The following is a 15,543-nucleotide window of genomic DNA, read 5'->3' as shown; positions in this document are numbered from 1 at the left end:
ACATAATCGGTACTAATCGAGCTCGGTGAGTGCGTTGGCGATTGTTCACCCATCTAGAGCGCCTACCGTGAACCTCCGGGGGAATCATTCGGATACACACAAGAAGCGCGTCTAGCGCTAGTATCCAATTGATCCGAAGCGCCTGCTATCAATCAGCTTATTTCAGAGATCGTCGGCGTAGTCTTAATAGCATTAGTTGTCGTCATTACCGTTACAGGATAAAAGTCCCCAAATTCCTGAGTTCAATGTCGCCAAGGCACGGAAAATGATGAAGAGAATGATCGCGGTGGCCGGTGTTGTTATCGCACTCACGTTGATCTTCGGCCACGCGGCAACGGTCTTGAAAACAGTCGAGGGGCGGCAGTTGAATCCTCGCCCTCTGATGGCCAAACCCGCGCCGTTGTGGACGCCACGAACTCTTTCTTGGCGTCCCTCAGTGGAGACCAGAGGCATAAGGTTCAATTCGCGTTTCATAGAACAGCAGATGGTGGGGTGGCGCCGGGTGCTCCAGCAGGCGGACAAGCGGGTGGCAGTGGCGGACCTGGCCGCGGGCCGGGTGGACTCGGTGGGCCGGGTCAGGGCGGCCCGTCAGGAGGGCTGAAAGGTGGCCCGGGCGGCAGAGCAGGCATGGGGCCTCCGGGCGGCTTCATCGGGGAACAGTACGGCCAGGCGGTGTGGTCGAATTATCCGGCAAGCGATGTGCTTCGACCCGGACTTCAGCTTGGGGCGTTGACAGCTCCGCAACGTGCCGCGGCGATGCTCTTGTTACGGACCGTGCTTAGCCCGATGGGATATCAGAAGGTGTTAGAGATCATGGGATCGGATCAGCCGCTGACCGATGCCGGAACGAACTTTGCATCGGGCGAGGCCGTGTATACGATTGGGGTCTTTGGCGAGCCGAGCGCAACGAAGCCATGGATGCTGGAGTTCGGCGGCCATCACCTTGCCCTGAACATCGTGATCGCCGGTGCGGATGGCACGATGACTCCGACGCTCACAGGCGCGCAGCCTTCGGTGTATACGCATGGCGGGAAAACGATTCGCGTGCTGGCGCAGGAGAATGACACGGCCTTCGCGCTGCTGGACGCGTTGACCGAGAAACAGAAGAAGCAGGTCGTGCCGAACTACGAAGTGCGCGACCTCGTGCTTGGCCCGGGCCAGGCGGGGAAGCAGATTCAGCCGGAAGGGCTGAAAGCGTCAGAGATGGATGCGAAGCAGCGCATTATGCTGCTGAATGTGATCTCGCAATGGGCAGATATCGTGAACGATGCCTATGCAAAGACGCGGATGGCCGAGATTGAGGCAGACCTCAACGAGACATACTTCGCATGGAGCGGACCTCTAGCGTGAGGCAGGCAAGAATGGGAGTTCCTACTACCGCATACAAGGGCCGCGGCTGGTAATCGAATTCTCGCCGCAGGGGGTTGGCGGCGATCCCACGATGCACGTCCACACGATCTATCGCGATCCCACGAACGACTATGGCGTCAAACTCACGGGGGCAAAATGAAACAACTTCTGTCACTGGCGGCTGCGGTTGCGCTCTGGGCTCCTGTCTTCGTAAACGCGCAGCAGACAAACTCGACTGAAGCGGTCGTGCGCGCAGCAAATGACTTCCTCGCAACGCTCTCCGCAGAACAGAAACAGAAACTGATGTACGCGTTTGTACGCGTTCGATGATGCGACGCAGCGGGCTCGGTGGTCGAACTTTCCAACCGGTTTCGTGCCGCGTGGCGGAATCAGCCTAAAGCAGATGACCGTGCCGCAACAGCAGGCCGCGATGAAGCTCATGGGCACGGTTCTTAGTCCGATGGGGCTCGAGAAGGTCAACGAGATTCGTCAGGCAGACGATGATTTTAAGGCGAATGGCTCGAAGCGCGGGCCCGGCGGCGGTGGACCGCGTCCGCAGGGACCACCACCGGGTGGACAGGGAGGACCTCCGCCACAGTTCGCCGGACGCGGACCGGGCGGTGCAGGTGGGCCGGGAGGGGCTGGAGGTGGACCGCCGGGCGGCGATATGTTCGGATCCGATCTGTACTACATCTCGTTCCTTGGTACGCCTTCCGCGACACAGCCATGGATGTTGCAGTTTGGCGGGCATCATCTCGCCCTGAACATTACGATTGCCGGCAGCCAAGGTGTGCTGACACCCACGTTGACAGGAGCACAACCGGCGCTATTCAAGCTGAATGGGAAGACGATTCGACCTGTCGGACGCGAGAGCGACAAGGCGCTTGCACTGCTTCAGGCTTTGGACGAATCGCAGCGCAAACAGGCGGTGCTGAGCTACCAGGTCGCCGATCTCGTGCTTGGGCCTGGACAGGACGGAAAGAAGATTGCTCCCGAAGGCCTGAAGGCGTCAAACATGAGCGAGAAACAGCAAGCCATGCTGCTGGAACTGATTGCGGAGTGGTCCGGCATCCTGACCGAACCATACGCTGCGGCGCGTATGACCCAGATGAAGGCCGACCTTAAGGAAACGTATTTCGCATGGAGTGGCCCGACAAACGCAGAGGCTGGAACCAACATCACGGCGTACTACCGGCTTCAGGGACCGCACCTCGTCATCGAATACGCTCCGCAGAGCGATGAGCCTGGGAACCACGTCCATACGATGTATCGCGATCCAACGAACGACTACGGGACGGCGCTCGTCAAGCGATGAAGACGAAGCTGGCCCCGTGTACGGCGATGGTTCTCCTCGTGTGCTCCCTGCCGGCGTGGGCACATCGAATCGACGAATACCTGCAGGCCACGATCCTCTCCTTAGGAGCGAATCAGGTTCACGCCTCCATGCGTTTGATTCCGGGCGTGCTGGTCGCACCTTCCGTCATCGCCACGATCGATGCCAACCGTGACGGGTCGTTTTCGGAAGACGAGAAGCGCGCCTATGCAGATCAAGTCATAGGGGATCTCTCCCTTTCGATCGATGGACGGGCCATGAAGCCCCAACTCGATTCGTGGGACATTCCCGATGCGTCCCACCTCCGTGATGGTCTCGGCGAGATTCATCTTGAGTATCACGTCGATCTCCCGCCAGACTCTACCGTGGACCGTGCTCTGGTCCTTATCAACCGCCATCGGAACGGCTCCTCTGTATACCTTGTGAATGTGGAGGTGCCGCAGGATCGGACTCTTCACGTCGTGGATCAAAAGAGAGATCCACAACAGTCCGTCTACGAGCTGGACTACCAACAGACTGGCGCGGCAGATGGAAGCTTCAGCAGATGGTCACGCACTCAGGCATGGTGGAAGGGGTTGCAGCTTTCCAGCCTGTTCCATCTGGGGTTGCGTCACATCGCCGAGGGAACGGATCATCTACTCTTCCTTCTGGTGCTCTTGCTTCCCGCGCCGCTACTGGCTGTCGGCCCACGCTGGGGTGCACCGGCGACTGTGCGACGAAGCCTCCTCCACATCCTTGGCATTGTCACAGCATTCACGATCGGCCACTCACTGACGCTGACGCTGGCAGCGATGAACTTCGTCCACGTCCCCAGCCGACCGGTAGAGGTACTCATCGCCGTCTCGATACTGGTGTCAGCCGTGTACGCTCTGCGGCCCATCTTTCCTGGCAAAGAAGCATGGATCGCTGCTTTCTTCGGGCTGATTCATGGGCTGGCTTTCGCCTCCACTCTGGATCGGCTTGGCATGTCTCGATGGGATCGCGTCGCCGGAATACTGTCGTTCAATCTAGGGATCGAGACGATGCAGCTACTTGTGGTGGCACTGGTTCTGCCGTCGTTGCTCGTAATGAGTCGCACGACTGCTTATTCTGGTTTTCGTATAGCCGGAGCGGCATTCGCTTGCATTGCCTCCGCTATGTGGATCGCCGAGCGACTGTTTCGCGTGCAGACGCACGTGGATACAGTTGTGAACCTGATCGCTCAGCGAGGTCTGGTGTGCTCCGGCATACTGTTTGCTGCGAGCGGCATAGCTCTCCTGCTCTTCGCAAAGCGTTCAGAAGAGGGCGTCAAGTCCTGAGAGTCGGTTTGTCAAATGCAATCCTCAAGAGTCTTCAACTGAGGAGAACAGGCCAACGCACTCACTGAGCCGTCGAAATCTCCCTTGACTGTGGCAAGTTGCCGACATCTTCATGAGAGCCGTATGCGTAGACGCGCACGTACGGATCTGTCCGGGGCGATCGGTGATGAGCGTTCCTACCGGGGCCATTTGAGATTTGCGCGGAGCTGCTGGAATTCTCAAATACGTACCTGAGCACTCTTAAACAGCCTCCCCGTTGATCACTCGTTCTCCGCCAAAGACCTTCCGAAGCACCTAATCTCCAGAACTCGCGAGCTTGTAGGCACTCAGGTTAGCTCGCTCCAAGGCGTCTGCATAAGAGCTTTCTCCCAAAGCGTTCCAGCGCGACTCCACTAATAGGAAGACCAGGCGAACATCGTTCTCCGCAAATGCCTCCTCGATTAACTCAAGTGCAGCGGAAGGGGCTCCGACTGCCAGTGCTCCCAGCGCCCGATGCAGCGGTGGCAGTAGCTCGCTTTGATGCATCTCCAGCATCGTTCGGAACGCCATCTCAGCCTCCACGCTCCTCCCTATAGCAGCCATGGTATGGATGCGAAAAGCCAGCGGTTCGCTGTTGCCCATGGCAAACTGTTCCGACAGCAAGAATGAGTCAATTGCCTCACGGGAGGTAGCGGACAGACCGGGAATTTGCCCGGGAACATGGTCAGGAGTAGCGAGGGCCTTCCCGCGCATCAGATGAGCTACCCAGAACTGTGGCGCCATCTCGAGTACCTGCTCCAGAGGGCGAAGCGCATCAAAAGACCGTCCCGCATTGTAAAGAAAATGGCCGTGATGCGTTCTCACGATAGGGGAGACGGGATCCAGAATAAGTGCTGCGCCAAGAGTCGTCAGCGCCTGTTCGTGCTCACCGAGTATCGAATGGAGATGCGCCAGGAACATGAGAGGGGCACTGTCTCCCGGGTTCAGTGTGCAAGCGTGGAGGAAGTGATGTCGTGCGGCATTCCAGTCACGCCTATACCAGAAGTCAACCAGTCCTAATGCGATATGCGCGTCCGTTTGCGACGCATCCAGCGACACCGCGTCACTTGCCAGGCTTTGTGCCGCGGGGAAGCAGTCATGAGGGCGCAAGAGGCTGGTGATCGGCAGCAACGCATGGCAGAATGCCAGACTTGCCATGGCTGGAGCGAAGACCGGGTCGATTGCAAGAGCCTCCCGCAGATATCGTATCGCTGCCTGAATAGCAGGCTTCGTACGCAGACTCAAGAGATGTCGCGCCCTGAGGTAGCGGTCGTGCACCTCGGCATGGATAGCGCCGGATCTATTTTTGCGAATGCTCGCTGCTTCATTCGGCACGATTTGAATACCGATGGCGGTAGCAGTTGCAAGCGCAATCTCCGACTGCATTGCGAGTGCGTCATCGAGCACGCGCTCAAAACTCTCACTCCACAGCGCGGTCCCATCGATCGCACGCAACAACTGCACCGTCACCCGGACTCTTCCGGAATCGCGCTTTACGCTCCCCTCTACCAGGTAATTGACCTTTAGCTCACGGGCAATCTCCTCGATCGCCATGCTCACATTGCGATACCGCATCACGGATGTCCTTGAGATCACTCCCATCTGTCCATGCAGCAGACGCGAGACGGCGCTGCTGAGTTCCTCGGTCAACCCATCAGAAAATAATCCTGGCTCGGATTGTTGGAGAGATTCAGCAATGGAAGAATGGCGAGCCTCTGCCCTTCTGGTGGAGACGATGCAGGAAGAGCACTTCCTGATGCGGCTCTGACCGGCATTCGAAGCCGGTAACCTCTGCCCGTCACCGTCTCTATTACAGTCCCGTCGCCGAGCGCCTGACGAATCTTTTTTACCGCCGTGTAAAGCGCCGCCTCACCATTGACAAAGACATCTTCGCCCCATACCCGGCGCAGTGCCTCATCGTGAGAGATCACTGCCCCCTGACTCTCCACCAGCAGGAACAGTAGCTCCAGGGGCTTTGGGTCCAGGCGCACGATCGTTCCATGAACCCGCAGCGAGAAGCTACGCCTGTCCAACTCGAACCCATCCATCTTCCAGATTTCACTGCCCATTTCTCGCCCATCTTCAGAAAAACTTCAGGTCGCGTTCAGGAATGACAGACAGGTTTTCGTCATTATCGATTCAGTTCGAGCTGTCATCCCGGAAAGGCACAACAATGCGATTTCAAAACTGGATAGGTGCACTCATTATGACGCTTACAATCGTACCCACTGGCTGCGGTGGAGTAAAAGCCGCTGAAGTTACCCCACAGATTGCCATCGAGAAGATACTCGCGACGGAGCAGTCCGCTTGGAATGCTGGCGACAGCCTCTCATATGCCCATGAGTTCACCGAAGACGCAGACTTCATCAATATTCGAGGTCAGATCTTTTCTGGAAGGGCCGCGGTTCAACAGCAACACGCCAAGATATTCGCTGGGCCAGTCAAAGGCAGCACAATCTCCATCGCTCTACGCAGATTTAGTCAGATCTCGGACTCCGCAGTCCTGATCGACACTGACCAGACCGTCATCGACTTTGTGGGGCTACCGCCCGGTATTGTCGAGTCTTCCCCAGGCACGCTTCTCACCCATTTCAAATATCTAGCAATTAAACAGATCGATGGTAGTTGGAAGCTTGCGTCTGGACAGAATACTGTCGCGCTTCCGAATTAAGAGCAGCACAGGCAAAGTGGCAAAGAGGATCGTGACGAATCTATTTCAGAACAATGTCCTTGGGTGTTCAGTACCCGCTTGAGAGACCCGAGCACGCACCTTTAAGGGGGCGCTGCTGTCGGCGAAGCATGCCATCCCATCGCCCTTCTTCAAACGGGGCCGAGGGCCATTCGGCGCATCGACCTCGGTAGAACCTACAGCGAACGGTGCGGCCTTTAACCCACTTCAACAGCCATTCCCCAAAGCTCGGCAACCTATGTTGACGCAGATTTCTATGCTGTCCGAGGCTGCTGTATCGAGATAGGCACTTTCAACTGGGAGCATGACCACCTTTTCCGTCCCGTCCCACTTGGCCATCATGGGGTGTAAGAACAGCTCACGCCGCTGCGCCACGGCGAAAAACTTTACGCTCGTTCTTCGAGCTCGCTCGACGGCCTCCTCTCCCGAGGCAATGTATGGTCCGCCGCCTAATTGCAAGCATAAAGCCCAGATGAGATGAAGTGGCCTGCGGCAATGTATTCGGCCTATAGGTGAAGCTTTCGCTTCTGGCCATGATGTACTCCGCGCCCCTCTCTACCTTACAAGCTCGCCGGCATTAAAATGCCTTGCCTTGGGACAGGTTACGAGCGGGCCGGTTTGACCTGTTCTCTCATCAGTTCTTCTGCGCGCAATACCGAGGGGAAAATTAAATACAGTAGCAGCCGTGTGGTGGGAATGTGTGAATCGCGCTAGCGATTTGCATCATTTCCACCACTTCTACGCAGCGGGACGGTACTGCTGACCGGTTGTCAGAATGGCCCATGCGATACGAGCCAGCTTGTTGGCCAGTGCCACAACAGCCACATTGGAATGCTTCCTTACTGCAAGCTCGTCCATCCAGGGACCGAAGCTATGCTGAGATCGGTTTAGTCGTGCGAATGCGGCTCGAGCGCCCTCAACCAGCATTTTCCGCAAGTACTGATTTCCCCGCTTGCTTATACCCAGCAACTTCGCCTTACCACCTGAGGAGTGCTGCCGCGGAACAAGCCCCAGCCAAGAGGCCATATCACGGCCTGTCCGGAAAGCTGCTGCATTGCCCACTGCTGCGACAAGAGCGGTGGAGATGATCGGGCCGATCCCGGGAATACCCGTCAAACGTTTGCACGATTCGTTCGATCGGGAGATACGGCCGATCTCCTCCGTCACATTGCCAATCTTTGCCTCTAGCTCTTCCCACTCTTCTCGGAGTGCTGACAGAATCGTGCGTGAACGGTCGCTCAGTCCATTCTCCGCATCCTCCAAGACCGCCGGCAAATTCTTTCGAAGATGTTCGGATCCAACCCGTATCGGAAGACCGCGTTCAAGCAGAAATCCACGGATCTGATTGGTGAGCGCCACCCTGCGTTGAATCCAACGCTCGCGCACGCGGTGAAGCGCCTGCAGATCGAGCTGCTCTTCCGTCTTCATTGGAACGAAGCGCATGGTAGGCCGCAACACCGCCTCAGCAATCGCCTCTGCATCGATGAAGTCGTTCTTGTTCGACTTCACATACGGGCGCACGTACTCCGCCGGCATGAGCCTGACATCGTGGCCTTGGCTGGCAAGAATGCGAGCCAGATAGTGTGATCCGGAGCAAGCCTCCATCCCAATCACCTCCGCCCTCAGGTTCGCCGTGTACACCAGCAACTGAGGTCGCGAGAACTTCTTCTTCACTACCACGGAGCCCTTCTCATTAAGAGCGACGAGGTGAAAGACGGATTTTGCAACATCGATTCCAACGGTACGAATAGCCATAACGGTCTCCTCCTGAACGCAACTTCAGAGTGTAGCGAGCGGCGGACCATTACATAAGCTCGGGCCCCTCCGTCAACAACCAGCAGGTCGTCAATTTCTCCATCGCCGTTCACGAGAAGTGGGAGAAGAACGGCTCGACCCACCAGAGGACAGATTGGTTCAACATCGAGGTCTGGGGGCCGATGACCAAGTTCGCCGCCACCCTGAAAAAGGGCGACCCGGTGATCGTCGAAGGCAAACTGATCCCGCGCCGCTACAAGGTCGATGAGGTCGATCACTTCGCCCTAAGCATCCGAGCCAACTCCCTCCGCAAGATCGACTACAACCAGCCCGCAGTCATTGACGAGCCTGATGATGCAGCCCCTGATGCCGAGGACGCCCCCTTCTAAGGGGCGTCCCCGAGAGGAAGAATGGCTCCCAAGAGCCATTCTTTGACCTTGTTTGCCCAGGGCGGCTTGCTCCCGTACTTCCGCTCGCACGACTTCAACATTCGCTACTCTTTCCGCGCCTGCTTCCTCTCACATGCAATGGCGCTCTCGTAAAGTTCCAGCCACGAAAGGAAAAGAACCTCTTTGCCCCCGCACAATTCGATGTCCAGGCCGCTAGCTGTAACCTTCACCGAGACCCGGTGGGTTCGCCCCCCTAGTGGCAATTCTGCATTCGGCCGAAAGCTACTTCCCTGCCGCCGCATGCGCACACACCGTTACGCTTGAAATAGATCTATTTGGCGACTTTCTATGCTCCACTCGTCGAAAGTAGGAAGTGACAAGCCTTCCTTAATCTCCCTAATCAAGAGTTGCTGAGCCATTTTCAATCGCTGTTCTGCGGTAACTCTGACGAAATACATATCGTTCTGCTTGCTTTTCACCAGTTCTTCGAGCTTTTCTTGCAACTGTGAACCTGGATATTGAACATCAAGCGCCTGAGCGCACTTCTTCTCGACCCAGTTCTCGTAGGTGACCCGAAGCGAGATCAGGGCACTTTGCCTTGCGCGCTCTCGTTCTTCGGCTTGATGCATTTCTTCTCTACGTCGGCTACTGATGAAACCAGCTGGTACGGGCGCCTGATGTTCCAAGGCCCATATGATTAAGCCACATGGATTCTGAACGCGGCTCCGCTTGCCGGCACTTTGTTCACACTCGAAATACTCGACGGTATCCGTGATCGTGTCTGCGTCGAAACGTTGGGCGAGCTCTCTTGCCTTTCCGGCGGCGATTCCGTGCTTCATAAGAAGCTTTACAGCGTTCTCGGAACCTTCACTTAAGCTGGGATGCGCTTCCACAACCACCGACTCCCGTGGTTCGGAACGGGAATCTTGGATGATCCGAAGCAGTTCAACTCCAGGAGACATTACCACCTTGTACCCAGCCTTGCTTGACATAGGCTGAACGTCCCATTTTGAGAGGTATTTGATGCCCACCAACTCGTTCAACGAATGTCCCATCGTTGACTTGATCTTTGACAAATGGGGGTACGCCTGAATGTTCAAGAGATTACATAGCTCGGTGTAATCCTTTTCAATGGGTTTTCCCTGGCTCGCGTGAAACCATAGATGCAAGTTGCCGAAAATGCCCTTCGCTGTTGGACGAGTGAGCTGTTTGTAGGCATTAAAATCCTCGGGAATTACATATCGCTGCCTGAGATTTTCGAGTAGCCAGTCCTCGAGGACGACCTCGTAATTCTCCTGTTTTTCGGCTCCATCCAGTTTGCTGCTTCCAGTCCTCCTGAACGATCGAAATACATGGAGTACCTCATCCGAGTAATGCTTCTTATCAGCTCGATACACTACTTGCTCCGAGGTGATTGTCGTATCGGTCATCCGCTTTCCCCAGCGAAGAATCTCCTCATAAATCTCACCATTACGCGCCAGACCCAGCTCCTGGATCATCCGGTAGCCACTAAACGTGATGGGGTTCGATATCTGCCCTTGTCTTGTGCGCTCTTCGCTGACGATCTTGAGCAAGGCAATGAATTTATCTCGATCGGTCGTTGAGGGCAAGCCAAGCTGTTCGGAAGCGCGAAACTCAGCGGCTACCTTGACCTTATGCCCATTGCGGATAACGACTTGCTCCACTCGTCGCGTCGTGCGATGCTTATCCCTTCCGTCATTTGCTCCAAAGAAACCTATTTGAAGCAAGTTTTTCTCGAATCGAACAAGATCAACATCAACAGCAATCGGCATTAGCGCCAAACGCTGATCTTTTTTTTGGAGTGGCGAATTTTTGGGCATGTGGTTGAGGTCGTGCTGTTTGTTGAATGCTATAGAAAATACAACAACTGTAAAGACACCTAAGAACTATAGCCGCGTGTAAATCATTGATTATAAAAGTACTTTGCGATCGTTCTTTGCCAGCGCACCTCTCTATTTTTGCCAGCGCACCTCTCGTTCCGTGCCAGCACACCACTCGCATTCCATGCCAGCCAGCCTCACCATTTGTGACTGCGGACCTCTCTAAACCTGCCAGCCAACGTCTCTAAAATCACCGACGGCCCTATTCAGATTGCCAGCCAGCCGCTCTATCCTCTTCCGGAATGAATCAGGGACTCATGCGCTGCACTTAAGGCTTGGAGAGGCTCACTTGTGCCAGCCAACCTCTCTATTTCAGGCTTCGTTCCTGAAGTGTAGGAGATTCTTCGTTGAAATAGTGAGGTTGGTTGGCAGCGCACATCGAAAAGTTGTGCAAAAAGCGGCCCTTCGAATAGGCGAAATGACGGAACTGCTTGGATTGTGCCAGCGCACCTCTCTATGCGTTCCCCGCCCATACCAAAGCTCAGCGAACAGAGAGGTTGGCTGGTAGCGCCCTAATCGAAAGTCATACAAAGCGGCACTTGGAGTGGAAACGTCGGCATTGCTTGGAAAACCGTGCCAGCGTACCTCTCTATGTACTCCGCTCACATCCCAAAAGCTTAGCGAACAGAGAGGTTGGCTGGCAGTGTGCACATTGAAAGTCATACAAAATGCGGTACTGCTTGGAAATTGTGCCAGCGTACCTCTCTATGTACTCCGCGCGCGTTGCAAAAGCTCAGCGAACAGAGAGGTTCGCTGGCAGTGCGCACATCGAAGTTACACAAAATGCGGGACTTGAAAGAGGGAAACGGCGGCACTGCTTGGAAACTGTGCCAGCGTACCTCTCTATGTACTCCGCGCACATCGCAAAATCTCAGCAACAGAGAGGTTGGCTGGCAGGGCACACATCGAACGTTACATAAAACGCGGCACTTGGAAGAGAAAACGACCATACTGCTTGCAATCTGTGCCAGCGTACCTCTGAAAATGGCTCAGCAACTCTTGATTAGGGAGATTAAGGAAGGCTTGTCACTTCCTACTTTCGACGAGTGGAGCATAGAAAGTCGCCAAATAGATCTATTTCAAGCGTAACGGTGTGTGCGCATGCGGCGGCAGGAAGTAGCTTTCGGCCGAATGCAGAATTGCCACTAGGGGCGAACCCACCGGGTCTCGGTGAAGGTTACAGCTAGCGGCCAAAACGCGGCACTTGGAAGAGAAAACGAACCTACTGCTTGCAATACTGTGCCAGCATACCTCTCTAGTTACTCCGCGCGCATTCCCAAAGCTCAGTGAACTGCGAGGTTGGCTGGCAGGGCACACATCGAACGTTACATAAACGCGGCACTTGGAAGAGAAAACGACCATACTGCTTGCAATCTGTGCCAGCGTACCTCTCTATTTACTCCGCGCGTATACCCAGCGCAGCGAACTGCGAGGTTGGCTGGCAGTGCACACATCGAACGTTACATAAAACGCGGCACTTGGAAGAGAAAACGACCATACTGCTTGCAATCTGTGCCAGCGTACCTCTCTATGCACTCCGCGCGTATTCCCCAGCTCAGCGAAGTGCGAGGTTGGGTGGCAGGATATAGTGTCGTGCAACTGCTCGGCACGAAAACGTCTTCAGATCAGGTGCGATACAGTTGCGGCGCATCTACCAAGTGCGTAATCAATCAAACCAACCTCGAATACCTGGAAGCTGAATTTTATCTCCGGGCAGCGACTGGGAGTGGGCTCTCCGCAGCCGATACTGGGAACGCAACGAGTACAGTCGTGGTTCCAGCGACCACTATGGTTCCGAATCTAACCACTGTTCAGCAAAACTATTTGTATGAGATCGCACAGAACGAGTTAGACCATGTACGTTTCCTGCGATCTGCACTTGGCGCGGATGCGGTAGAGCGGCCGAATCTCGATTTGATGAATAGCTTCAACGCGGCAGCGATGGCGGCAGGCATCGGGGCAAGCTTCAATCCGTTCGCGAGCTACGAAACGCTTCTGGTGGGTGCGTTCGTGTTTGAGGATGTTGGCGTGACGGCATACCACGGCGCAGCGGGTCTGCTTAGCAATACGACGACAGGAAAAACATACCTGGCTGCTGCTGCTTCGATCATGGCAGTCGAAGCGTATCACGCCGCTGAAATACGCGTCCTGCTCATCGCAGATTCGATTGCGACTGGGACGTCCACGGCATCGATGCTTACGCCGAACAATGCTTACGTAAACTATGCCAACCAGATCAGCACGCTCCGCGCCAGTCTCGGTGGGGGGAACGAAACTCCTTTGACCGCGCTTCCTCCCTATGCCATTCCGTTTGTGGCAACTGCTTACACGCCGGCGAGCAGCATCGTTGCTGCCGACACGATGAACTCGATTGCGTTCAGCCGCACCACAGATCAAGTTCTCCATATTGTCTATGCAACCGCTTCCGGCGCTGGTGTCAAGGGCGGCGGCTTCTACCCGGACGGAATGAACGGGAACATCAGCGTCACCAATAGCTAAGGATGGAGATCAATGGCAACCTCAGAAACGCAGCAACTTGATGAAGTGATCGTTAACAGTCGCCGAAAGATGCTTGCCCTTGGCGGTGCGGCTCTCGCCGGCCTAGCCTTTGCGGGTGTCAAACTGGCGGAAGCACAGACCTCAGCGACTTACACCGACTCAGACATCCTCAACTTCGCCCTCAACCTGGAATATCTCGAGTCGCAGTTTTATACTCTGGCAACAGCAGGTATGACCATCAATCAACTCGGCCTTGGAATTGGCACGGGTACCTCGGCCACAGGTGGTGGTACAGTCGTCACCAAGCCGGGCGGTCCTGCCGGTTGCCTGGTGTCCTGGACGATACCAGCCATCCAAGCCTATGCCACAGAAACCGCCAAGGAGGAGCGCAACCACGTCAGCTTTCTCCGCGGCGCGTTGGGTTCCTCCGCTGTAGCTCAACCTAATCTCGATCTTTTTAATAGCTTCAACACCTTGGCAGGTGCGGCAGGTATTGCTACCACTTTCGACCCTTTCGCCAATGACCTCAACTTCCTGATAGGAGCCTATATTTTCGAGGACGTCGGCGTGACCGCATACAGCGGCGCCGCGCCCCTGATTACCACGCCGGCCAATCTGGCTGCGGCCGCGGGCATCCTGGCAGTTGAGGCCTACCATGCAGGACTCGTTCGCACCTCAATTTTCGGTGCGGATCCAACGGGAACAGTAGGTCTTCAGGGCTACACGCAGAAGATTTCAGCGACTCGGATGGCGCTTGATGGCAGCCCTACCGTCGACGACATCGGAGTGGGTTTCCAGTCTGTGTCTGTTGAGGCCACCGGTTCTACTCTTGGAGCGGCAACGATTGTCGATGCGCAGACCGCCTCGCCAAACTACTCTAGGACCTACAGCCGAACGACAACGCAAGTGCTGCAAATCGTGACCGGTAACGCTACTGTTTTACCCACCGGCACGAAGTACACAGGAGTTTTCTTTCCCGCTGGTCTGAATGGACTCTTCAGCTGAGGCAACTAAAGGTGTTTATCCGCTCTCTCCGAGTGCAGGCGATTGTAAGCAAAACGACGTGGAATACAATCGTCGCGACTGCAATATGCTGTCTTAGTAGCTCTGGGAGCCGCAACTCGATTCCAGAAGAAGGAATGGGCAGCAACGATGACAACAGAAGAGGTACTAAGGAATGACGTCCGCTGACTCATTGATATTCGACTTCACGGGCAAAGAGGATCTTGACGGCGGACGATCTCTTTTAAAAGGGCACCTCCAATCCGGCAATCTGTGACCTACACAACGTGCAGATCGCGGCTTCTCCATAGGCCTTATCCACTCGTCCCCAACACAGTAAATGTCTCATTTGGCGTAGATCCCTACGCGGTGATGGAGCTCTCAAACTCGGCATAGTTATTGAGGTGTTCCTTGATGACCTGATAGCACTCACAAGCCACCTTTTCAAGCCCGGCAACGTCGAGGATGTGGATGAGTCCATGGTTGTACTCGATAAGCTGCCGTCCTTTCAGAATGAAGGCCGTTATAGAGACAGTTGGCCTGCTCGCTCCCAACATCTGGGCCAGATATTCATGCGACATCTCGAAGGTGTCGCTATGGGCTCGATCCGCACAAATCAGTAGCCATCGGGCGAGCCTTTGCTCAAGATTGTGGGTTGCATTGCAGCCGGCAGACTGAATGACCTGGACAAGCTGCGCCTGGACATAGCGGAGCGCCATCTCCTGAAACGTGGAGCCTCGCCACCCCCCGATTACGACTCCTGGCGGCCTATAAATTCCGGGAGAGTGAAAACCTTCTTTTTTCGCTCTTCCTCCGCTTGACGATACAACTCCGCATCCCCCCGAGCCTTGGCCCGAATGCTTTCCCGCTGGGCTCGCCAGTCCATACTTTCTTGCACAACGTGCCCTTCGATTCGCGAAACAATTGGTGCTGCTTGAGAATCAGCCGCAAGAGAGACAGGGAGGGGGAGTGAGGTTCTCGCTTCTACTTTTTCCGAGCTGCGCGCGAATAGCAAGTGAGTCATTCTCGTGAATTGGGGATATCGGCCGCGATACCCGCAGTTGACCAGTTCCATCCAGATTTCCTTCCACGTCAGGCCTAGTGCGCGCACAGCCGACAACTGAGGTGCCAACCCCTTGAGGGGACGAGCGCTGGTCCACTGTGCTCCGCAGCGCCGCTCAAAAAGTTCTATTAGAGCGACTACTTCGGGGGGCTTCGGATGTCCAGTGTGAAGGGTACTATTCACATCGCGAGTATTCCACAACTCCGGCTACGGTGGCAAACGAGAAAAGTATGTTTTTCTGTGTTT

The 15,543-nt window shown here is 55.5% G+C and carries 14 protein-coding genes and 1 pseudogene; 10 read left to right on the top strand and 5 right to left on the bottom strand.

The annotated features are described in order from the left end of the window. Positions 1 to 265: 265 nt before the first annotated feature. The 5 genes and pseudogenes from ACPOL_RS33860 to ACPOL_RS31820 all read left to right on the top strand — a co-directional run bounded on the left by ACPOL_RS33860 (position 266) and on the right by ACPOL_RS31820 (position 3,981). Positions 266 to 601, top strand: a complete 336-nt coding sequence (locus ACPOL_RS33860; RefSeq protein ID WP_161557694.1) for a hypothetical protein — start codon at positions 266 to 268, stop codon at positions 599 to 601. Further along, positions 493 to 1,510: pseudogene (locus ACPOL_RS31830) on the top strand (DUF3500 domain-containing protein). Before ACPOL_RS33860 ends, ACPOL_RS31830 begins: the two are co-directional and overlap by 109 nt. Next, on the top strand, positions 1,507 to 1,680 hold the full coding sequence (locus tag ACPOL_RS33330) for a DUF3500 domain-containing protein (protein WP_150133224.1): 174 nt from the start codon (positions 1,507 to 1,509) through the stop codon (positions 1,678 to 1,680). Before ACPOL_RS31830 ends, ACPOL_RS33330 begins: the two are co-directional and overlap by 4 nt. Further along, entirely contained in the window at positions 1,664 to 2,665 is a 1,002-nt protein-coding gene (locus ACPOL_RS31825; RefSeq protein WP_114211385.1) for a DUF3500 domain-containing protein, read from the top strand. The genes ACPOL_RS33330 and ACPOL_RS31825 overlap by 17 nt, the downstream gene beginning before the upstream one ends. After that, positions 2,662 to 3,981: a HupE/UreJ family protein gene (locus ACPOL_RS31820; protein WP_114211384.1), complete on the top strand. Its 1,320-nt coding sequence runs from the start codon at positions 2,662 to 2,664 to the stop codon at positions 3,979 to 3,981. The genes ACPOL_RS31825 and ACPOL_RS31820 overlap by 4 nt, the downstream gene beginning before the upstream one ends. 294 nt (positions 3,982 to 4,275) lie before the next feature. Here the strand turns inward: ACPOL_RS31820 and ACPOL_RS31815 are convergent, their stop codons facing one another. Continuing rightward, positions 4,276 to 5,649, bottom strand: coding sequence for a tetratricopeptide repeat protein (locus tag ACPOL_RS31815; protein WP_114211383.1), 1,374 nt, complete (start codon positions 5,647 to 5,649; stop codon positions 4,276 to 4,278). After that, positions 5,646 to 6,068: a winged helix-turn-helix domain-containing protein gene (locus ACPOL_RS31810; protein WP_114211382.1), complete on the bottom strand. Its 423-nt coding sequence runs from the start codon at positions 6,066 to 6,068 to the stop codon at positions 5,646 to 5,648. The genes ACPOL_RS31815 and ACPOL_RS31810 overlap by 4 nt, the downstream gene beginning before the upstream one ends. A gap of 137 nt (positions 6,069 to 6,205) precedes the next feature. Here ACPOL_RS31810 and ACPOL_RS31805 point away from each other — a divergent pair, with 137 nt between their 5' ends. After that, the gene (locus ACPOL_RS31805; RefSeq protein WP_161557693.1) at positions 6,206 to 6,670 is read left to right on the top strand and encodes an SgcJ/EcaC family oxidoreductase; all 465 of its coding nucleotides are present in this window, start codon (positions 6,206 to 6,208) and stop codon (positions 6,668 to 6,670) included. Between the two features lie 756 nt (positions 6,671 to 7,426). On the opposite strand, the gene ACPOL_RS31800 is transcribed toward ACPOL_RS31805, so the two are convergent. Continuing rightward, positions 7,427 to 8,443 carry an IS110 family RNA-guided transposase gene (locus ACPOL_RS31800; RefSeq protein WP_114207353.1) on the bottom strand — a complete coding sequence of 339 codons (1,017 nt, stop codon included), beginning with the start codon at positions 8,441 to 8,443 and terminating at the stop codon, positions 7,427 to 7,429. A gap of 53 nt (positions 8,444 to 8,496) precedes the next feature. On the opposite strand from ACPOL_RS31800, the gene ACPOL_RS31795 reads away from it, so the two are divergent. After that, positions 8,497 to 8,832, top strand: coding sequence for a single-stranded DNA-binding protein (locus tag ACPOL_RS31795; RefSeq protein WP_114211380.1), 336 nt, complete (start codon positions 8,497 to 8,499; stop codon positions 8,830 to 8,832). Positions 8,833 to 8,853: 21 nt separating this feature from the next. Then, positions 8,854 to 8,985, top strand: a complete 132-nt coding sequence (locus ACPOL_RS35650; protein WP_275066532.1) for a hypothetical protein — start codon at positions 8,854 to 8,856, stop codon at positions 8,983 to 8,985. 161 nt (positions 8,986 to 9,146) lie between these two features. Here ACPOL_RS35650 and ACPOL_RS31790 read toward each other — a convergent pair whose 3' ends face one another. Beyond that, positions 9,147 to 10,673 (bottom strand): replication initiator protein A, encoded by a 1,527-nt coding sequence (locus tag ACPOL_RS31790; RefSeq protein ID WP_114211379.1) that lies wholly within the window; start codon positions 10,671 to 10,673, stop codon positions 9,147 to 9,149. Positions 10,674 to 12,308: 1,635 nt separating this feature from the next. Between ACPOL_RS31790 and ACPOL_RS31780 the strand changes: the two genes are divergently transcribed. Both ACPOL_RS31780 and ACPOL_RS31775 read left to right on the top strand, forming a co-directional pair. After that, positions 12,309 to 13,232, top strand: coding sequence for a ferritin-like domain-containing protein (locus tag ACPOL_RS31780; RefSeq protein ID WP_161557692.1), 924 nt, complete (start codon positions 12,309 to 12,311; stop codon positions 13,230 to 13,232). Positions 13,233 to 13,244: 12 nt separating this feature from the next. Next, complete coding sequence (locus ACPOL_RS31775; protein ID WP_114211376.1) at positions 13,245 to 14,237, top strand: ferritin-like domain-containing protein; 993 nt, start codon at positions 13,245 to 13,247, stop codon at positions 14,235 to 14,237. Between the two features lie 359 nt (positions 14,238 to 14,596). Here ACPOL_RS31775 and ACPOL_RS31770 read toward each other — a convergent pair whose 3' ends face one another. Continuing rightward, entirely contained in the window at positions 14,597 to 14,953 is a 357-nt protein-coding gene (locus tag ACPOL_RS31770; protein WP_114211375.1) for a Crp/Fnr family transcriptional regulator, read from the bottom strand. Positions 14,954 to 15,543: the final 590 nt, after the last annotated feature.

Source organism: Acidisarcina polymorpha (assembly GCF_003330725.1).
GTDB lineage: Bacteria > Acidobacteriota > Terriglobia > Terriglobales > Acidobacteriaceae > Acidisarcina > Acidisarcina polymorpha.
This window is presented reverse-complemented; position numbering and strand designations above follow the sequence as displayed.